Annotated in this window: 11 protein-coding genes and 2 pseudogenes; 8 read left to right on the top strand and 5 right to left on the bottom strand. The window is 35.8% G+C overall.

The window, feature by feature from the left end:
* Positions 1-36: 36 nt before the first annotated feature.
* The 4 genes from cas1 to RIV7116_RS23890 all read right to left on the bottom strand — a co-directional run bounded on the left by cas1 (position 37) and on the right by RIV7116_RS23890 (position 5,095).
* Entirely contained in the window at positions 37-1,161 is a 1,125-nt protein-coding gene (cas1, locus tag RIV7116_RS23905) for a CRISPR-associated endonuclease Cas1 (protein ID WP_015120903.1), read from the bottom strand.
* 44 nt (positions 1,162-1,205) lie between these two features.
* Positions 1,206-2,168 carry a reverse transcriptase domain-containing protein gene (locus RIV7116_RS23900; protein ID WP_015120902.1) on the bottom strand — a complete coding sequence of 321 codons (963 nt, stop codon included), beginning with the start codon at positions 2,166-2,168 and terminating at the stop codon, positions 1,206-1,208.
* A 537-nt stretch (positions 2,169-2,705) separates the two neighbouring features.
* Complete coding sequence (locus RIV7116_RS23895) at positions 2,706-3,296, bottom strand: HD domain-containing protein (protein ID WP_015120901.1); 591 nt, start codon at positions 3,294-3,296, stop codon at positions 2,706-2,708.
* 269 nt (positions 3,297-3,565) lie between these two features.
* A complete protein-coding gene (locus RIV7116_RS23890) occupies positions 3,566-5,095 on the bottom strand; it encodes a TIGR03985 family CRISPR-associated protein (protein WP_015120900.1) in 1,530 nt (509 codons plus the stop codon).
* A 150-nt stretch (positions 5,096-5,245) separates the two neighbouring features.
* On the opposite strand from RIV7116_RS23890, the gene RIV7116_RS23885 reads away from it, so the two are divergent.
* The 3 genes from RIV7116_RS23885 to RIV7116_RS23875 all read left to right on the top strand — a co-directional run bounded on the left by RIV7116_RS23885 (position 5,246) and on the right by RIV7116_RS23875 (position 6,649).
* Positions 5,246-5,602 (top strand): hypothetical protein, encoded by a 357-nt coding sequence (locus RIV7116_RS23885; RefSeq protein WP_015120899.1) that lies wholly within the window; start codon positions 5,246-5,248, stop codon positions 5,600-5,602.
* 267 nt (positions 5,603-5,869) lie between these two features.
* Positions 5,870-6,304 (top strand): hypothetical protein, encoded by a 435-nt coding sequence (locus tag RIV7116_RS23880; protein ID WP_015120898.1) that lies wholly within the window; start codon positions 5,870-5,872, stop codon positions 6,302-6,304.
* A 99-nt stretch (positions 6,305-6,403) separates the two neighbouring features.
* Complete coding sequence (locus RIV7116_RS23875; protein ID WP_015120897.1) at positions 6,404-6,649, top strand: hypothetical protein; 246 nt, start codon at positions 6,404-6,406, stop codon at positions 6,647-6,649.
* A 19-nt stretch (positions 6,650-6,668) separates the two neighbouring features.
* Here RIV7116_RS23875 and RIV7116_RS34155 read toward each other — a convergent pair.
* Positions 6,669-11,028: pseudogene (locus RIV7116_RS34155) on the bottom strand (NACHT domain-containing protein).
* A 20-nt stretch (positions 11,029-11,048) separates the two neighbouring features.
* Between RIV7116_RS34155 and RIV7116_RS23860 the strand changes: the two are divergent.
* The 5 genes and pseudogenes from RIV7116_RS23860 (at position 11,049) to RIV7116_RS23840 (ending at position 14,749) form a co-directional block, all read left to right on the top strand.
* Positions 11,049-12,104, top strand: coding sequence for a helix-hairpin-helix domain-containing protein (locus tag RIV7116_RS23860; RefSeq protein WP_371261574.1), 1,056 nt, complete (start codon positions 11,049-11,051; stop codon positions 12,102-12,104).
* Positions 12,105-12,184: 80 nt separating this feature from the next.
* Complete coding sequence (locus RIV7116_RS23855) at positions 12,185-12,541, top strand: four helix bundle protein (protein ID WP_015120893.1); 357 nt, start codon at positions 12,185-12,187, stop codon at positions 12,539-12,541.
* A gap of 28 nt (positions 12,542-12,569) precedes the next feature.
* Positions 12,570-13,475: pseudogene (locus RIV7116_RS23850) on the top strand (ATP-binding domain-containing protein); the annotation flags it as partial.
* A 143-nt stretch (positions 13,476-13,618) separates the two neighbouring features.
* Complete coding sequence (locus RIV7116_RS23845; RefSeq protein ID WP_044291151.1) at positions 13,619-13,933, top strand: hypothetical protein; 315 nt, start codon at positions 13,619-13,621, stop codon at positions 13,931-13,933.
* A gap of 75 nt (positions 13,934-14,008) precedes the next feature.
* Positions 14,009-14,749, top strand: coding sequence for an antirestriction protein ArdA (locus RIV7116_RS23840; RefSeq protein WP_015120891.1), 741 nt, complete (start codon positions 14,009-14,011; stop codon positions 14,747-14,749).
* Positions 14,750-14,840: the final 91 nt, after the last annotated feature.

Here is a 14,840-nt window from a genome sequence, read left to right as displayed (position 1 = left end):
AAACATCCTACTGAATTACAGAAAATCAAACAGAAACTAATCTGCTCTTAAAAAGGATTCATAAATATTATCAGATAATAAACAGCGCTTATATCTCCTAACTTGTAATTGAATTGCGTGTCTATATGTGACTTGAGAAATTAAATCTGGATGAGAAATTTCTTCATTCATGCGATTTTCAAACTGTTTCAGAAAAACTCTTCTAGAAGTTTGACTTAAGTATACTCCTCCAGTACTCGCTACCACATCGAAATCCTGTGGTTTAAATAAAGATTTATTGATAATTTTTAAGACCAAGCTATCAACTATCGGAGAGCGAAATTCTTCCATTAAATCAAAAGCTAAATATGTTTTTTGTTTATCTCCATAGTGAAAATGACCGATATATGGTGAAAGTCCTTCGGTAATAATAAAGCTGAGTACATTATTAAATAAAAGCGTATAGCCAAAACTCAATAATGAATTTATCTCATCGGTGGGAGGTTGCCGAAATCGCTGGGAAAAACTAAATTTAGGATTAGTAATTAAATTCCCAAAAGCTGGAAAATATCTAGCAGCAGCAATTCCTTCATAACCGCGCAAAGTATCCAAATTATCAACATAATTTAAAGCATCAATATCTTGATTAATTCCATAAATAGCTTCTTCTACTTTTCCTATTTTGCGTCTGCGATTAAATCGCATCAATAACTGTTTGGAATTCAATAATTTACCTAAAACAACCGCTCTTGATACGCTAAATCGAAACAAATCATCATTACGTCTTTCTGCTTGTACTAATTGATTATCCAGATGAATAGATTTTTCGCTCCATAAGTGACCGTGATAAGTACCAGTTTGACTGAGAAATACCACCGGAATTTGTTCTTTTAAACAAGCTTGAATTACTGGAGTTGAAAGTTGAATGTTACCGAATACTATAATTTGCTGTACATCCCGAATTGGAACTTCAAGCTTCGGTTTTTCTGAGACATGAATAATAAACCGTTGATAATCCTTATATATATTGGTTCCTTGTTCAATTAGGTAAATAGCTGCCATTTCTGCATTCCAAATATTTTTTTGAAAAGGACTATCATCCTCTTCTGTTTGCGGAGGTTTTTCTGTGATTGTTTCAGCAAAATATGGTTTATGTAGATAACGTATATTTTCATAACCCAAACCAGCAAAACCGTTGGTTATTGAGTTAGAAGCTTCGGCTAACTCTAAACTACTTTCTTGTTCCGATATGGGTTGTGATAAAGTTTTTTTTTACTAGTTTTTCTAGTTCTCGTTTTCTCGCGATTAGTTTCAATCCCTGACTTCAACTTGGCTTTATTTGTATCTACAGGGAAAATAGCATCTGATAAGAAACCATGACCTAAAAAACGAAAACCGCGTTCAAAGCTAGTAATTTGGGTTTTATCAGTATTTATTTCTAACCCCAGCGAATCCAATAAATCAATCACTTGCGATTTTGCGATCGCGATTCGTTCTTGACTAGTTGATAAAACCAAAAAATCATCAGCATAACGCACAATTTCTAAATCACTAGCGCTAATAATTTCATCAAATTCATGGAGATAAATATTTGCCAAAATTGGAGAAATAACCGCACCTTGAGGAATACCCTTTTGAGGTAAGATTAGCCCTTCTCTAGTTTCCACACCAACCGAAATCCAAGCTTTAATTAAACATAAAATACCTGGATGGTCAATATGTAATCTTACCTGTTGTAATAAGCGATGATGGTCAATATTATCAAAAAACTTGACGATATCAGCATCCAAAACCCAGACATAACCCATGTCTCGCCAGTCAGCTATTTTTTCTACCGCATTGATATAAGATAAATTAGGACGATAAGCAAAACTTACAGGTGAAAATTTCTCTTCCATTAACGGACTAATTACATTTAATAGAGCTTGCTGAACAATTCTGTCTCGAATTGTAGGAATTTTTAACTCTCTTTGAGAACCGTTTCTTTTGGGAATAATTACCTGCTTGCAAGGAAAAGGTTGATAGCTACCATCAGCAACAGAGTTCATTAACTGATAAACATTAACCGTTTGATTGCTAGCAAAACTACTAATAGTTTCACCATCAACACCCGCGCAACCGCGTTTATCAGCAACCTTTTCCCAAGCACGTTGAAAATTATTAATATCGATAAATTGACTGGAAATCATAATAAGTAAGAAGTAAGAAGTAAAAAGTAAGAAGTCAAAAGTAACTGATATCTTGCACCATTCTCAACAACTGCCTTAGAATAAATTCTCAGGCTTAAAAACAAAGTCTGATAAATCAGACTGGGCAAGGCTTTTAGTGCGTTTCAACGTACTTTGTATGTGAGCCTTGAAATTGATTTCTCTTCGAGAAAGCCTCCGGCTTACAAGGCGGTTATCACAACTGGTGCAAGAAGTCAAAAGTAATAAACTTGTAGGGTGCTGTACTTACGATAAAATTGTCGATTGTGATACCATTTCTTTATAAAGATGCGCCTAATTTAGCCCCTGTTAGCGTAGCGTGCCCGGAGGGCATAGAGGGGGCTTCGTTTGTTTAGCCCCACTCTTCTAGAGTGAGGGCTTTTAGCGCAGCCTCATACAGAATTGGTATGACAATGAATTGTCGTCTTACCGTCACGCACCAATCAGTACTTAGAAGTAAGAAGTAAGAAGTAATTAATAATTGGTAATTGTTCATTGTTCATTGTTCATTGTTCACTGTTAACTGTTCACTGAAAACTGTTCGACAATTCGCTTGAATTCTTGTACCATCCATGAATCAGCATTAGTTTCCAGAAATAATTGCAATAAAGTCTGGTAGTACCATAATGTTCCTTCTTTACCACCTTTAAATTTTCCCCAAGTAGATTCACCATTGCTAGATAAATCTCTCAAAATACTGCGAGCGTTATGCAATTTGTCAGCTAGCGATACCTTACGAATAGAAGCAGAAGCACCGCGCAAATTATCAATATATTGCTGTTTGCGCTGCAACCAAGGAGGCTTTGGTATAGTATTCGTATCGCTGCAACCATCAACTATTTCCGCAACTTTTAATCCAAACATATCAAAAATTACTTCACGAGTTGCTTGTCCTCCTTGGTCTTCTACTGCATCATGTAATAATGCAGCAATAGCTTCATCTTCATCACCACCATCTTCTAACACCAATGCAGTAACGCTTAAAAGATGACTAATATACGGAATATTGCTTCCCTTCCTTATTTGTTTGCGATGTAATCTTGAAGCGTAAACTAAAGCTTGTTCAAAACGATTTGTTAAAAAGTATTTTTGTGTTGTGTTTAAATTCATGTCGATTTAAGTAAGAAGTAAAAAGTAAAAAGTAAGAAGTAAAGAGTAGTTTATTTTTCTTTTAGTTTATTAATCAAAGATACTAATATTATAATATTTTCATCATTTTATTGTATTATATTTTGGGATTTATATTTCGGTACTAGTTTGGATTTAATCACTATTCTTATCCAGTAAAGAGTTTAATTCGCTTCTTTCAGAGCTAATTTTAATCGACAAATAATAAATAATAAGTGTTTATCTGCTTATTACTTCTTACTTCTTACTTCTTACCTATGCATAAAATATGCTTCTTGCATTTCTCTTCTCATTCTGTCTCTTAAATCCAAAGGAAAAATCACTTCAACATTTGGACACCAAGCTCGTAAACGCATGACAATATTATTGTCGTCAACTCGATAATCAATTTTGCAATAAATATCGTATTCGGAACGAGATTGTACTGTAGAAATCAATTGTTTCTGTTCTAAAGATGCTTTTGGTGTGTAAGATTTAATCAGTTTTTCTACCTGTTTACGGGTAATTTTATGAAACATATCATCTCTTTCTGTTCCTTCGATATAATTACCGTAAAAATATTGGTCAAATCTTAGTATTAATAATGCTTGGGGTTTATGAATATCAAATCCCCAAACTGCTGACATTTTATCTTTAATTTCATCTGGATTTGGTGGATATTTACCGTAACATTTATCTAAAAAGTGTTTGGGTATATCAAGGTTATCTGCATTAGAATCTAATTTATTTAATTCATCTAAATTAATAATTTTATCAAGTCGATAGTCATACCAATCTATTTTACTCCAAGGATTCTTCCTGTTTGACTGAGGAATTTGACCATAAGCAAATAAATAAGGTGCGCGTTTATAGTAATAAATACAGACTGGATAAACAATACAATCAATTGTTTCTTGATATAGTTTAGCGCTACGATAGTTTAATTTAACTAATGGTACTTTGTCCCTTTTCCAAAGACTTTTTATTTTCTGCTGCAATAGCTCTATATGTTCGTTTAAACTTGAATGAACTATATATTCTGCATGAATAAAAAATCTTTGTATACCGTTAATAGGTTGTGAAAGAGAATTATTAAAAGCTGATAATTCATGATTTGTGAATTGTTCTGAGGTAATTTCTTTGTTCTTCAGAGAACTTAAGAAAACTTCCGGGAACCGATTTACTTTTGTATATATAACTTTGCCACTATATTTTTTGATATTTAACCAACCTAAATTTACTAAAGATTGAAAATCGTTGTCTTTTAAATTACGACCAGTAACTGCAAACAAACGTCCTTCTGGTAAGGATTTGGAAAATTTTTTATTAACAGTTAACGATTTTACTTCTGATTGTATGTGTTGAGATTTATTTTTCGCTATTCCACCTTGAAGCAGATTATTTAGTTCATCACCTTCAAAGGAATAATATTTTTTTAGCGATTGACACCAGTGGTTTTCATCAATTCTTAAACTTGATTCAAACAACCATTGTTTTAGTTTGATAGCACATCGACATTCTTCTTTGATAAAATTTTGATTTAACTGATTTACATAATGTAAATTTGGTATGCAATCGCGTTGATGATATTTTTTAGCATCAATGAAAAATAAATCGCGCCATTCCAAAAAACTAAACTCTTCTTTCAATTCTAATTTTACTTCATCGCTTTCGTCTCCATAAATTGACCGTAAAATAACCCATATTCTGACTGCTTTTGCTAAATTTTGCTTTAGAGAACCTGCTGTTAATATCTTGAGAACTTCAACACTAGGAGGATAGTTAAAAACTTCTCTCTTCATTCTGTTTTTATTTTTACTTTTGGTAGATGTCTCTACTTTAACAGTACCTGGAATACGCTATTTCCATCTTGTCGCTTAAATAATAATAGCTTTGCTTTTTATATTGCTCCCGCAAGTAATTAGTATTTTATTCATTACGGAAATATTATCATGAGCAGATTTCAAGAACGATTCAATGCAAAAATGAAAGAATGGTACGATAGCGATAAGAGTATCACCAAGCTTTTTACTACAGAATACGAAAGAATGCTTGCTTATCTATGGGCTTGTAGTGAAGCTAGAAAGTCTGAGGAAAATATTGCAGAAATTAAAGAATTTGGGAGGACAAATATAAAAGCTCTTGGAGATTCAAATTATAGTCAATTACTTCGTACAAGAGATTATTGCTGTCGTTGTGGAGAAACATATAGATTAGAGAACCTATCTATTTGTGTAGAATGCGATAATCTTTTTTGCTATCGTTGCAGTCGTAAAAAATGCGGTTGCGGTGGGGAAGTTGTGGGCTAGTACCGCTACGCGGAAGTAAGATATAAAAAGTAATAAACTTGTAGGGTGCTGTGACGGTTACAGAAATTTTCAATTGTGAAAATGATAATTAGATTCTTACCGTCACGCACCAATATGACTTCATTATTCGATAAAATCCCCCAATCGCAATTAACTTGATATCATATGTAGTTGTCTGTAAAATAATTTGGAATTAGTGAGATATTTAACTTTATTTTGGGAACAATGATATAGAGAAGTAAAAAATAAATTAAAAACAGTAGTGCAATGCCTTTTAAATTTAACCATAAATATTTAGTCTTAATTACTTTACTCCTATTTACTAATAGCTGTTCTGCTCCCAAAAAATCACAAGCAAAACTAGATGCAGAATTTGAACAACTGCTAAATCAACAAATTGAATCAAGACGTGGTTCGACTCCAAAAATAAGAGAAGTATTCGATAAATATATAGGAAAAAGTGAAGCTAAAAAAATCGGTAATGGTATCTGTAAAAGTATTAAAAACTCCACATTTCAAAAAGATATAAAAGCTCATTGGGATAAAATGTCTGATTTGAAACGAGAAAAGAAATTATCAAATAGAGTTATGAACGATATAAACGCAAGCCACGTATATATCAGAACCGCTGCTGTTAACTCATATTGTCCCGAGTATAAAGTTCAGATATATAAGGAATTAGCAAAGACAGGAGAAGAATAGTATTTTACTCAATTTAAATCTATGTTTGGTTGAAAAGGAATTAATGCTTATAAACAAGTGTTGATTTAATCAAACAACCATAATAATTGGGAAAAAATAATGATTCAAGCAATCGATTCAGAACAGATATTTGTTTCAAACTTAGAACAATTCATCAGTAAAGCTGACAAATTTATCAAAACATATTACTCAGGTGTTAGCGATGAAAATCATGTTCAAGAAATAGTCCAAGAATTAAAAAATTTAGTATTGGATACCGATTTGAAACAATTGGAATTTGATTACCAGCATTATTGTGAAATTGAAGACTTGATGGGAGATTGCGATGAATCGGCTTGGTTTTAACTGGATGTGAAAGGTTTATTTAGTTTTCCACTGCACCTAATGCTTTTAGCGTAGAGATTTCGGCTTCGGTTAAGCCTTTGACACCTGTGATATTCATGCGTTCGTAAGGGCGATCGCTCTTTAGGGTTTTGAGACATTCGCCTGTGTCAGTTTCCCAAATCTTGATTGTGCCATCACAGCTACAACTAGCAAGCAGTTTACTATCCGGACTGAAAGCAACTGAACGAATCCAAAGGGAATGACCCCGTAAAATTTTTAGACATTTACCAGCATTTATATCCCAGAGTATTACAGTTTGGTCGTCTGCACCACTTGCGAAACTTTTGCCATCTGGACTAAAAGCTACTGCTGATACTGTACTGCTATGAGCTTGTAAATTTTTCCAACATTCACCAGTGGAGAGATGCCATAAACCAACACCTGCATTAGGAGTTCCACTAGCTAAAAATTTGCCATCCGAACTGAAAGCAATTGAACGTGTCCAAGAACCACTTCCCAATTGTAATATTTTAAGGCATTGGCTCGTATGGATATTCCACAGCTTTATCTTTCCAGATGAATCACTAATACCTAATGTTTGACCATCCGGACTAAAAGCAACTGAGCGTATTCCGTAATTCTCTTGAAAAATTTTCCAGCATTTTCCAAGTTTGATGTTCCATAATCTTACACTTCCGTCAACACTACCACTGGCAAGTATTTGATTGTTTGCAGAAAAAGCGATTGATTGCACCCAGTCGCTGTATCCTTGTAAAATGTTCAGGCATTCTCCTGTGCGGAAATTCCATATTCTTAATGTTTTGTCAGCACTACCACTAGCAACTATTTCACCATTCCTACTAAAAGCAACTGATTGAACCCAATTAGTGTGACCTTGTAAAATTTTTACAGATTTACCCAAGTGCTATGACCCTGTAAAACTTTTTGGCATTCTGCTGTAGCAATACTCCAGAATCTCACTGTCTTGTCATAACTACCACTAGCAAGTGTTTCTCCATCTGGGCTAAAAGCAATTGAACGTACTAAATGGAAGTGTCCCTTTAATGTTTTAAGACATTCACCTGTTTCTAAATGCCATAATTGGATAGTTTTGTCATGCCCACTAGCTAATATCTTTCCATCAGGGCTAAAAGCAACTGCTAATACTGACACATTATGGGCTTGCAATGTTGATTCACATTTGCCTGTGTTCACATTCCACAATTTTACAGTTTGATCGTAACCTCCACTCGCAAGTGTCTTACCGTCAGGACTAAAAGCAACTGAAGCTACAAAATTTGTGTGTCCTTGTAAAGTTTTTAAACATTGGTAAGTTTGAATATCCCATAGTTCTATGGTGTTATGATTACCGCAACTAGCCAGCATCTTATTATTGGGATTAAATACAATCGAGTGTACTGAATTAGTATTACTCTGTAGAATTTGTAAGCATTGACCAGTGTTAATATTCCATAATCTCACTGTGCCGTCAGAACTGCCACTAGCAATAATTTTATCTTCAGAACAGAATACAACTGAGTATACAGAACTGCTATGTCCCTGCAAAGCTACTAAGCATTTACCAGTGCAAGTATCCCATAATCTAATTTTTCCATCGTAACTACTGCTAGCTAATTTATAACTATCAGAACTAAAGTCAACCGAAAGTATTCCGCCAGTATGTCCATTGCAAGTTAATATTTCTTTATTACTAGCAACTTCCCATATACGAACAACACCATCACCATCACCAGTAGCTATTAATTGACCATCAAAACTATAAGCAATTGAGAAGATTGTGCCAAAGATTTTAGTAAAAAAACTTTCAATTAACTTTGCATCTGCAAAATTAACATCGCGCAAACTGATATCAGAAAAATTCGCTCCCTTAACCACAGCACCCGAAAAATCTCTCCCCTCCAAAGCAGTTTTATCAACCTTCACAGCCAAAGTCGCCGCATTCCCCCCCCAACATAACCAACCTCCTCCTCACCTCTCCCCCGCGTCATCTCAATAACCTTAACCAGCGCTTCATTATCGCTTACCATTCCCAACATCAAATCCAATACCGCTTTCGTTAATGGAGCTTTTCCAAAACTTTCCCTTAATTTCTCCAAAGATTCTTTAACAAATCCCTTTAACGGAGGAATCGCAATACAATTTCCGGAATTATCTAACTGCCGCTCAAAATAACCAGACCAAGTATATTCAACGGGTGCAGCATTCAAATCCAAACAAGATTGTGCTTGTGCTAATTCCGTAAAATCATCAGCCAAAGCTCCCAATTCAGCCGCAAATTTATACGCTACAAAAAACTCCAATAAGGAACGATGGGCGGGAGTATAATCCCCATTAGCATTACGAATCAGCATTGTCTGCCCCATCATATCGTAGTGCCAGTGATCCAAGTCGTTTTGTTCTTGCACTATAGAACCAAATAAGCGCCGAATCCTATCGGGAAACAACTTATAATTAATGCTCATTTGGTCGGTGGAAAGCATTTCCCAAGATAGTTCGCACAAAAAATACAGCTTATCTGCCAAAGAAGTAAACGTGCGTTCGGCTTTGATATCCCGCTCCATCTTTCGTCGCACAGCATACAAATAAACCCGTGACATATCCACAGGTTTACCCGCTTCAATATCTGGTAATGCTTCTAAAATTAAATCGGTCATTACCGGACGACGTGCCAAGTCTAATAATTGCGGATTGCCCATCACTTGGTCAACAGTTGCGGCTTCCGCTTGATGTAACAATACTTGTCTTATTTGCTCGTCGTTGAATTTTTCCAGTTCCAACACTTCAAACTGGGGTGTTTCTCCGGTTAAGTTCTTAGTAGAAGCTTGTAACTCTGCATTCAGTAAAGCGCGTCCTTCTTGAGCTTCGGGAAAATGTTCCGTGCGACAAGTTAAAATCACCTTGGCACCGGGAACCACAACCTTAGCCAGTTCCCAGAAATTATTAATCATCTGCTGACGGTCAACTTTTGCAGCCATCTCGTCAAAACCGTCAAAAATTAACAGCAGCTTACCCATGCGGTTCAGCTGGTCAAAGACATCGCTATTGATGCGGATATTATGCTGGGTAAAAAAGAACCCCGCTAAAACATTTTCTACATTCAAAGCTTTAGCAAAATCCCGTAAAGTAATTACTACAGGTAAGCGGGGGCGCTCTAAACCGCGTCTTTGAGCATCTTTGTAACGTTGTAATGCAGTCCAAGCATAGTGAAAAGCAAACCAAGTTTTACCAGTACCGAATTCACCCAGTATAGAAATATGCTCTTTTGCGGGGTCATCCAACCATAAATCAATGTAGCCATCAATCCAACCGTCTTCTTCCTCGTAATGGCTAACACCTATACGTTGTCTAGTAACTGGGTCAAGTTCTTCCTTGGTACAGGCTAAAGGTACATACGACGTATCAACCTTTCGCCGTTTAATTTCCGCTTCCAACCAATTAACATAACCGCTAAAATCAGCATCAAGGTCAATCAGTTCGTCAAAAGTGTAGCAATCGAGAAAACGGTTGTCTTCCTTCTTAACCTCATCCCGCGCAGCTCTAGAAATTCGACGAGTAGTTACCAACCAACCTTCATCAGTTTTTTGTTCCTGCACCGAAGAGCGCAAAGCCATTACATCGCTAAGTCCGATTTCTCCAGCAATTCCCCGTACTAGGATGCGGTCAAAACTACGTCTTACAGGAATATTAATGATAAATTCAAAATATTCTTCCGCCCAAACTTCATGATTTTCAAAGCTGTAACCCAAAGTTTCAAACCAACCACGCATTTGTTGAGCTAATGCTATGGCTCTGCATTGATTTTCATCTTGCAAAGACGTTGTATACAACGTCTCTACATTATTGTCGGGTAATGCTGGATAATTCTGTGCTGCTAACCGCGCAATTTCTGTACGAATACCTTCAAGAGTCGGCATTCTATCAAGCTGCTCTTGAATATTTTTGATATTTGTATGTAAAGAGCCAATTTGCTGGCTCATCATCGTATCTGCTGGATTGCGGGTAAGTTTCGCGACTTGCGAAAACACGATGTAAAACGCTGCAATTTCCCGCTTGATATCAACTCTCAAACTTTTGATTTCATCACCCAAAGCATAAGCATCGACAAAAGCATCTATCTCAGATAGCAATATTGAAGGGTTGTTATGGTCAAATGCTTTGCGAAACGCTGCTTTAATTTCTTGCTGACGAAACAACTCAAGAATGGGCTGTGGCTTACCAACACCATATTCTACAAGAGTATAAGCATATACCCCACTAAAATCTCCCGGTGGATGCTCTGGGTCAATTTTAAACTGCTTAAGTAACTTAATTACAGTCTCATTACGCTGAACCTTTTCTTTAATCACAGGTTGAGCGCTTAACCTATCACTCCGAAGAATCGGGTTATACGGTAGCGCGGTTGCAGCGTCCAAGGGTATCGGAATTAACTACAATTACGGGCAGCTTTGCAGGTATTCAGCCCGGACAAACTCTTCAATTAAATGGTTTCTGGCGAGAACATCCGCAATATGGTTTGCAATTTCAAGTTACTAACTATAAAGAAACCAAACCAGCAACAATCACCGGAATCGAAAAGTATTTAGGTAGCGGTTTAATCAAGGGTGTTGGACCTGTAACAGCAAAACGCATCGTCGCTTGTTTTGGTACAGAAACCCTCGATATTATTGATAACCAAATTGAACGGTTGCAAGAAGTGAATGGCATTGCAAAGAAACGTATTGCCATGATTCAGAAAGCTTGGAAGGAGCAACGAGCCATAAAAGAAGTGATGGTATTTCTTCAAAGTCATGGTGTTTCAACAACCTACGCGGTAAAGATTTACAAAAATTACGGTGATTTAGCAATCAATAAAGTTAACGAAAACCCATACCAGCTAGCAACCGATATTTATGGAATTGGGTTTCTTACTGCGGATAAAATTGCTCGTAATTTGGGTGTTCCTCCAGATTCGGAATTTCGATATAAAGCTGGTATTATTCACGTTTTAAGCGAAGCAGCAGATTCGGGACATTGTTATTTACCCCAGCCGGAATTAATACAACAGCTTTGTGAAAAGTTAAAAACTGACGAACATCAACCACAAGAAGATGCTCTAACAAAAGTTATCTGCGATATGTCCCTCAGTGATGAACTAGTTAGAGAAAGAGATACTGATAAAACATTACTTTGCTACAAACCAACCTTCTTCCATACCGAACAAAACCTAGCTCAACTGATACTTTCTCGGTTGCATCAAGCAATAAATACAGACATACCCCGCGTCCATAATTGGTTGGAGCGTTTTAGCCAAAGCCGCAAAGTTTCATTATCAACGGAGCAGCTACAAGCAGTTGAAACGGCAGCTTACTCAAAAATCATGATTATTACAGGTGGTCCCGGTGTTGGTAAAACCTTTTGCACCCGGACTATTGTTTCATTATGGAAAGCGATGGGTAGAATAATTCGTAATTCGTAATTCGTAATTCGTAATTAATTAAGATTACATTTAAAAACTGAATATGAGATAATTATTAATAGTTAGTTGACATTATAAAGATGATTAATAATATTAGTATAACTGACAGAACTAAAAAGTTTGCAGTTAGAATTATAAAAGCTTGTTGCTTCCTAGATGAAAAACCAGGAGTTAATCGAATAATATCAAGCCAATTACTTCGTTCTGGAACATCTATTGGAGCCAATGTTCGGGAGGCACAATCGGCACAGTCTGACAAAGATTTTATTAGTAAATTAGAAATTGCATTGAAAGAAGCAAGAGAAACTCAATACTGGTTGGAAATTATAATTGAATCTGAGTTAGTAGAGAAATCTAAGTTTGATTCTTTGCTTCAAGAAGCTAATGAAATTGGCAAGATATTAGTTTCTTCTACTAAAAAACTTAAACAGAAATAATTACGAATTACGAATTACGAATTATTTTGGTATGCTTGATTTATTTTTGGCATATTCGTTATTTGAAGCAGTAGCGGATGATACCCAACTTCTTCTTGTTGGGGATATAGATCAGCTGCCGTCAGTCGGTGCTGGTAACGTTTTGGCAGATTTAATTCATTCGGGTAAAGTTCCGGTAGTGCGACTCACCCAAGTCTTTCGTCAAGCTGCTAGTAGTAAAATTATTACCGCATCTCACCAAATAAATCGCGGACAATATCCTTTGATTGAAACAATTTCCGATTCCCCAGAATCGGATTGTTTGTGGCATGGAGGAGGATTTCAACCGGAACATGGAGTACAAGCAATTAGCGAGTTGATTACAGATTTGATTCCCAAACTTGGTTTTAATCCAGTTACTGATGTACAGGTACTCGCACCAATGACTAGAGGTTTAGTGGGTACGCGCAACCTTAATAACGTACTGCAAAAATTAATTAATCCTCCTAGTCCCCAGAAGGTAGAAGTAACAAGGGGTGGGATAATTTTTCGAGTTGGCGATCGCGTTATTCAATTAACTAACGATTACCAGCGGGAAGTTTTTAATGGGGATATGGGTTTTATTATTCATATTGACACTGAGGAACAGGAAGTTATCGTACAGTTCCAAGAGCGTGATGTGATTTATGATTATGCTGATTTGAATGAACTGGCTTTAGCTTGGAGCGTCAGTATTCATAAGTCGCAGGGTTCGGAATATCCGGTTGTATTTTTGCCACTATATTCGCAACATTTCGTAATGTTGAGCAGGAATTTATTGTATACCGGCTTAACTCGTGCAAAGAAGTTGGCGATTATTATTGGTAGTAAGAAAGCGATCGGTATGTGCGTTCGTTCTAGGAAATCTCAGGAGCGATATACGCAGTTGAAACAGAGGTTGGTGAAAGCTTGTTGAAATCCAAATTAATTAACTAAAAGCTTCGTTACAAAATCAAGATAATACACATTACTAAATATAGAAAATATTCTAAAAGTACCTATTTAAAATCAATATGGAATTTGCTGTTGCAGGGGTTGAAAAATTATGAATTTAAAACAATGGAAAGCAACATAGAAATTTATCGTTCAACGACCATCAAACTATTAGATAGTACTTACTTAAATACCTTTATTCTGTCTGGTTTCGTTGAACTTGTTATTTGTTATGCTGACAACGAAAAATTTACAATTGAATTTCATCCCAACCAGATACCTATTTTAGAAAAGTTGTTGAACAATCTTCGCAGCGTTACGGAACAACAAATTAATCAAAAAATAGAAACTTTACAATGGGAACTAGAAGAAATTAAAAGTTGTGATTGTCAAATCCAAGTATCAGAATTTTTGCAAAACGGTAACGGTGTAAAACAATAACTAATAGCTAATTTTTAACACATGGGGTAAGTTTTAAAACTGCCCCTTCACTTCATTAAACAAAAATCTTTGACAATGAATATAATATTTGATTCAGAACAAGATGCTGTATCTGTAGCAGAACAGCTTTACAATGTTGAACGTTTGGATAATATTTTATTTATTCAAAATATTGATTTGAGAGCTTTAAATTTAGCTATTGCTTTAGTTCAAGTAAAAGTTGTTAAAAGAAATGCTAGTTTAAGATGTATGTTGCCATTTCCTGATGAAGAAAGGGAATGTACAGATGAAGAAACGCCCAAAATTTATGTAGCCTGTCTTAGTGCTTATAATGCTGGGTATTTACATGGCTTGTGGATTGATGGCACTCAACAACCAGAAGATATCGAAGACGATATTAAATGGATGCTTTCATGGTCGCCAGTTGCAGATACAGAATCTTGCGACGAATGGGCAATACATGATTACGAATGCTGGCAAGGAATACAGCTTAGTGAATACGAAGATATAGAAACAGTCTCTGAATTAGCGCAACTCCTTGAAGAACATGGTAAAGCTTATGCTGTTTACTACCAACACTACGGTAGCAATTATGCAACAGAAGAAGATTTTAAAGACCGTTATTTAGGTGAATACGAAGACGAAAAAGATTTTGTTCACCAGATGTGGGAAGAGTGCGGAAAGATTCAACAGCTTGAAGAATTAAATATTCCCGCATTTTATATTGATTGGAAAGCAATTGCACAAGATTGGTTTATTGACTCCTATTTCTCAATTGAAGTCGGACTTAGAGAAATCTACATTTTTAATCGATAGTAAAAGCGTTTACTATTAATTAAAGGATTACATTTTACCGAAAATAATAATTATCTAGAAATAGCGTTCGATATTTACAAATAATAGCTAA

The organism is Rivularia sp. PCC 7116 (assembly GCF_000316665.1).
Taxonomy (GTDB): Bacteria; Cyanobacteriota; Cyanobacteriia; order Cyanobacteriales; family Nostocaceae; genus Rivularia.
The sequence above is the reverse complement of the archived record's forward strand: the minus strand, read 5'-3'. Positions and strand labels throughout refer to the sequence as shown.

Excerpts from the sequence above, each read along its gene's own strand:
- RIV7116_RS23900 (WP_015120902.1), bottom strand. The coding sequence starts at position 2,168 with ATGATTTCCAGTCAATTTATCGATATTAATAATTTTCAACGTGCTTGG.
- RIV7116_RS23845 (WP_044291151.1), top strand. The coding sequence starts at position 13,619 with ATGGAAAGCAACATAGAAATTTATCGTTCAACGACCATCAAACTATTA.
- RIV7116_RS23875 (WP_015120897.1), top strand. The coding sequence starts at position 6,404 with ATGATTCAAGCAATCGATTCAGAACAGATATTTGTTTCAAACTTAGAA.
- RIV7116_RS23880 (WP_015120898.1), top strand. The coding sequence starts at position 5,870 with ATGCCTTTTAAATTTAACCATAAATATTTAGTCTTAATTACTTTACTC.
- RIV7116_RS23890 (WP_015120900.1), bottom strand. The coding sequence starts at position 5,095 with ATGAAGAGAGAAGTTTTTAACTATCCTCCTAGTGTTGAAGTTCTCAAG.
- RIV7116_RS23840 (WP_015120891.1), top strand. The coding sequence starts at position 14,009 with ATGAATATAATATTTGATTCAGAACAAGATGCTGTATCTGTAGCAGAA.
- RIV7116_RS23895 (WP_015120901.1), bottom strand. The coding sequence starts at position 3,296 with ATGAATTTAAACACAACACAAAAATACTTTTTAACAAATCGTTTTGAA.
- RIV7116_RS23885 (WP_015120899.1), top strand. The coding sequence starts at position 5,246 with ATGAGCAGATTTCAAGAACGATTCAATGCAAAAATGAAAGAATGGTAC.
- RIV7116_RS23855 (WP_015120893.1), top strand. The coding sequence starts at position 12,185 with ATGATTAATAATATTAGTATAACTGACAGAACTAAAAAGTTTGCAGTT.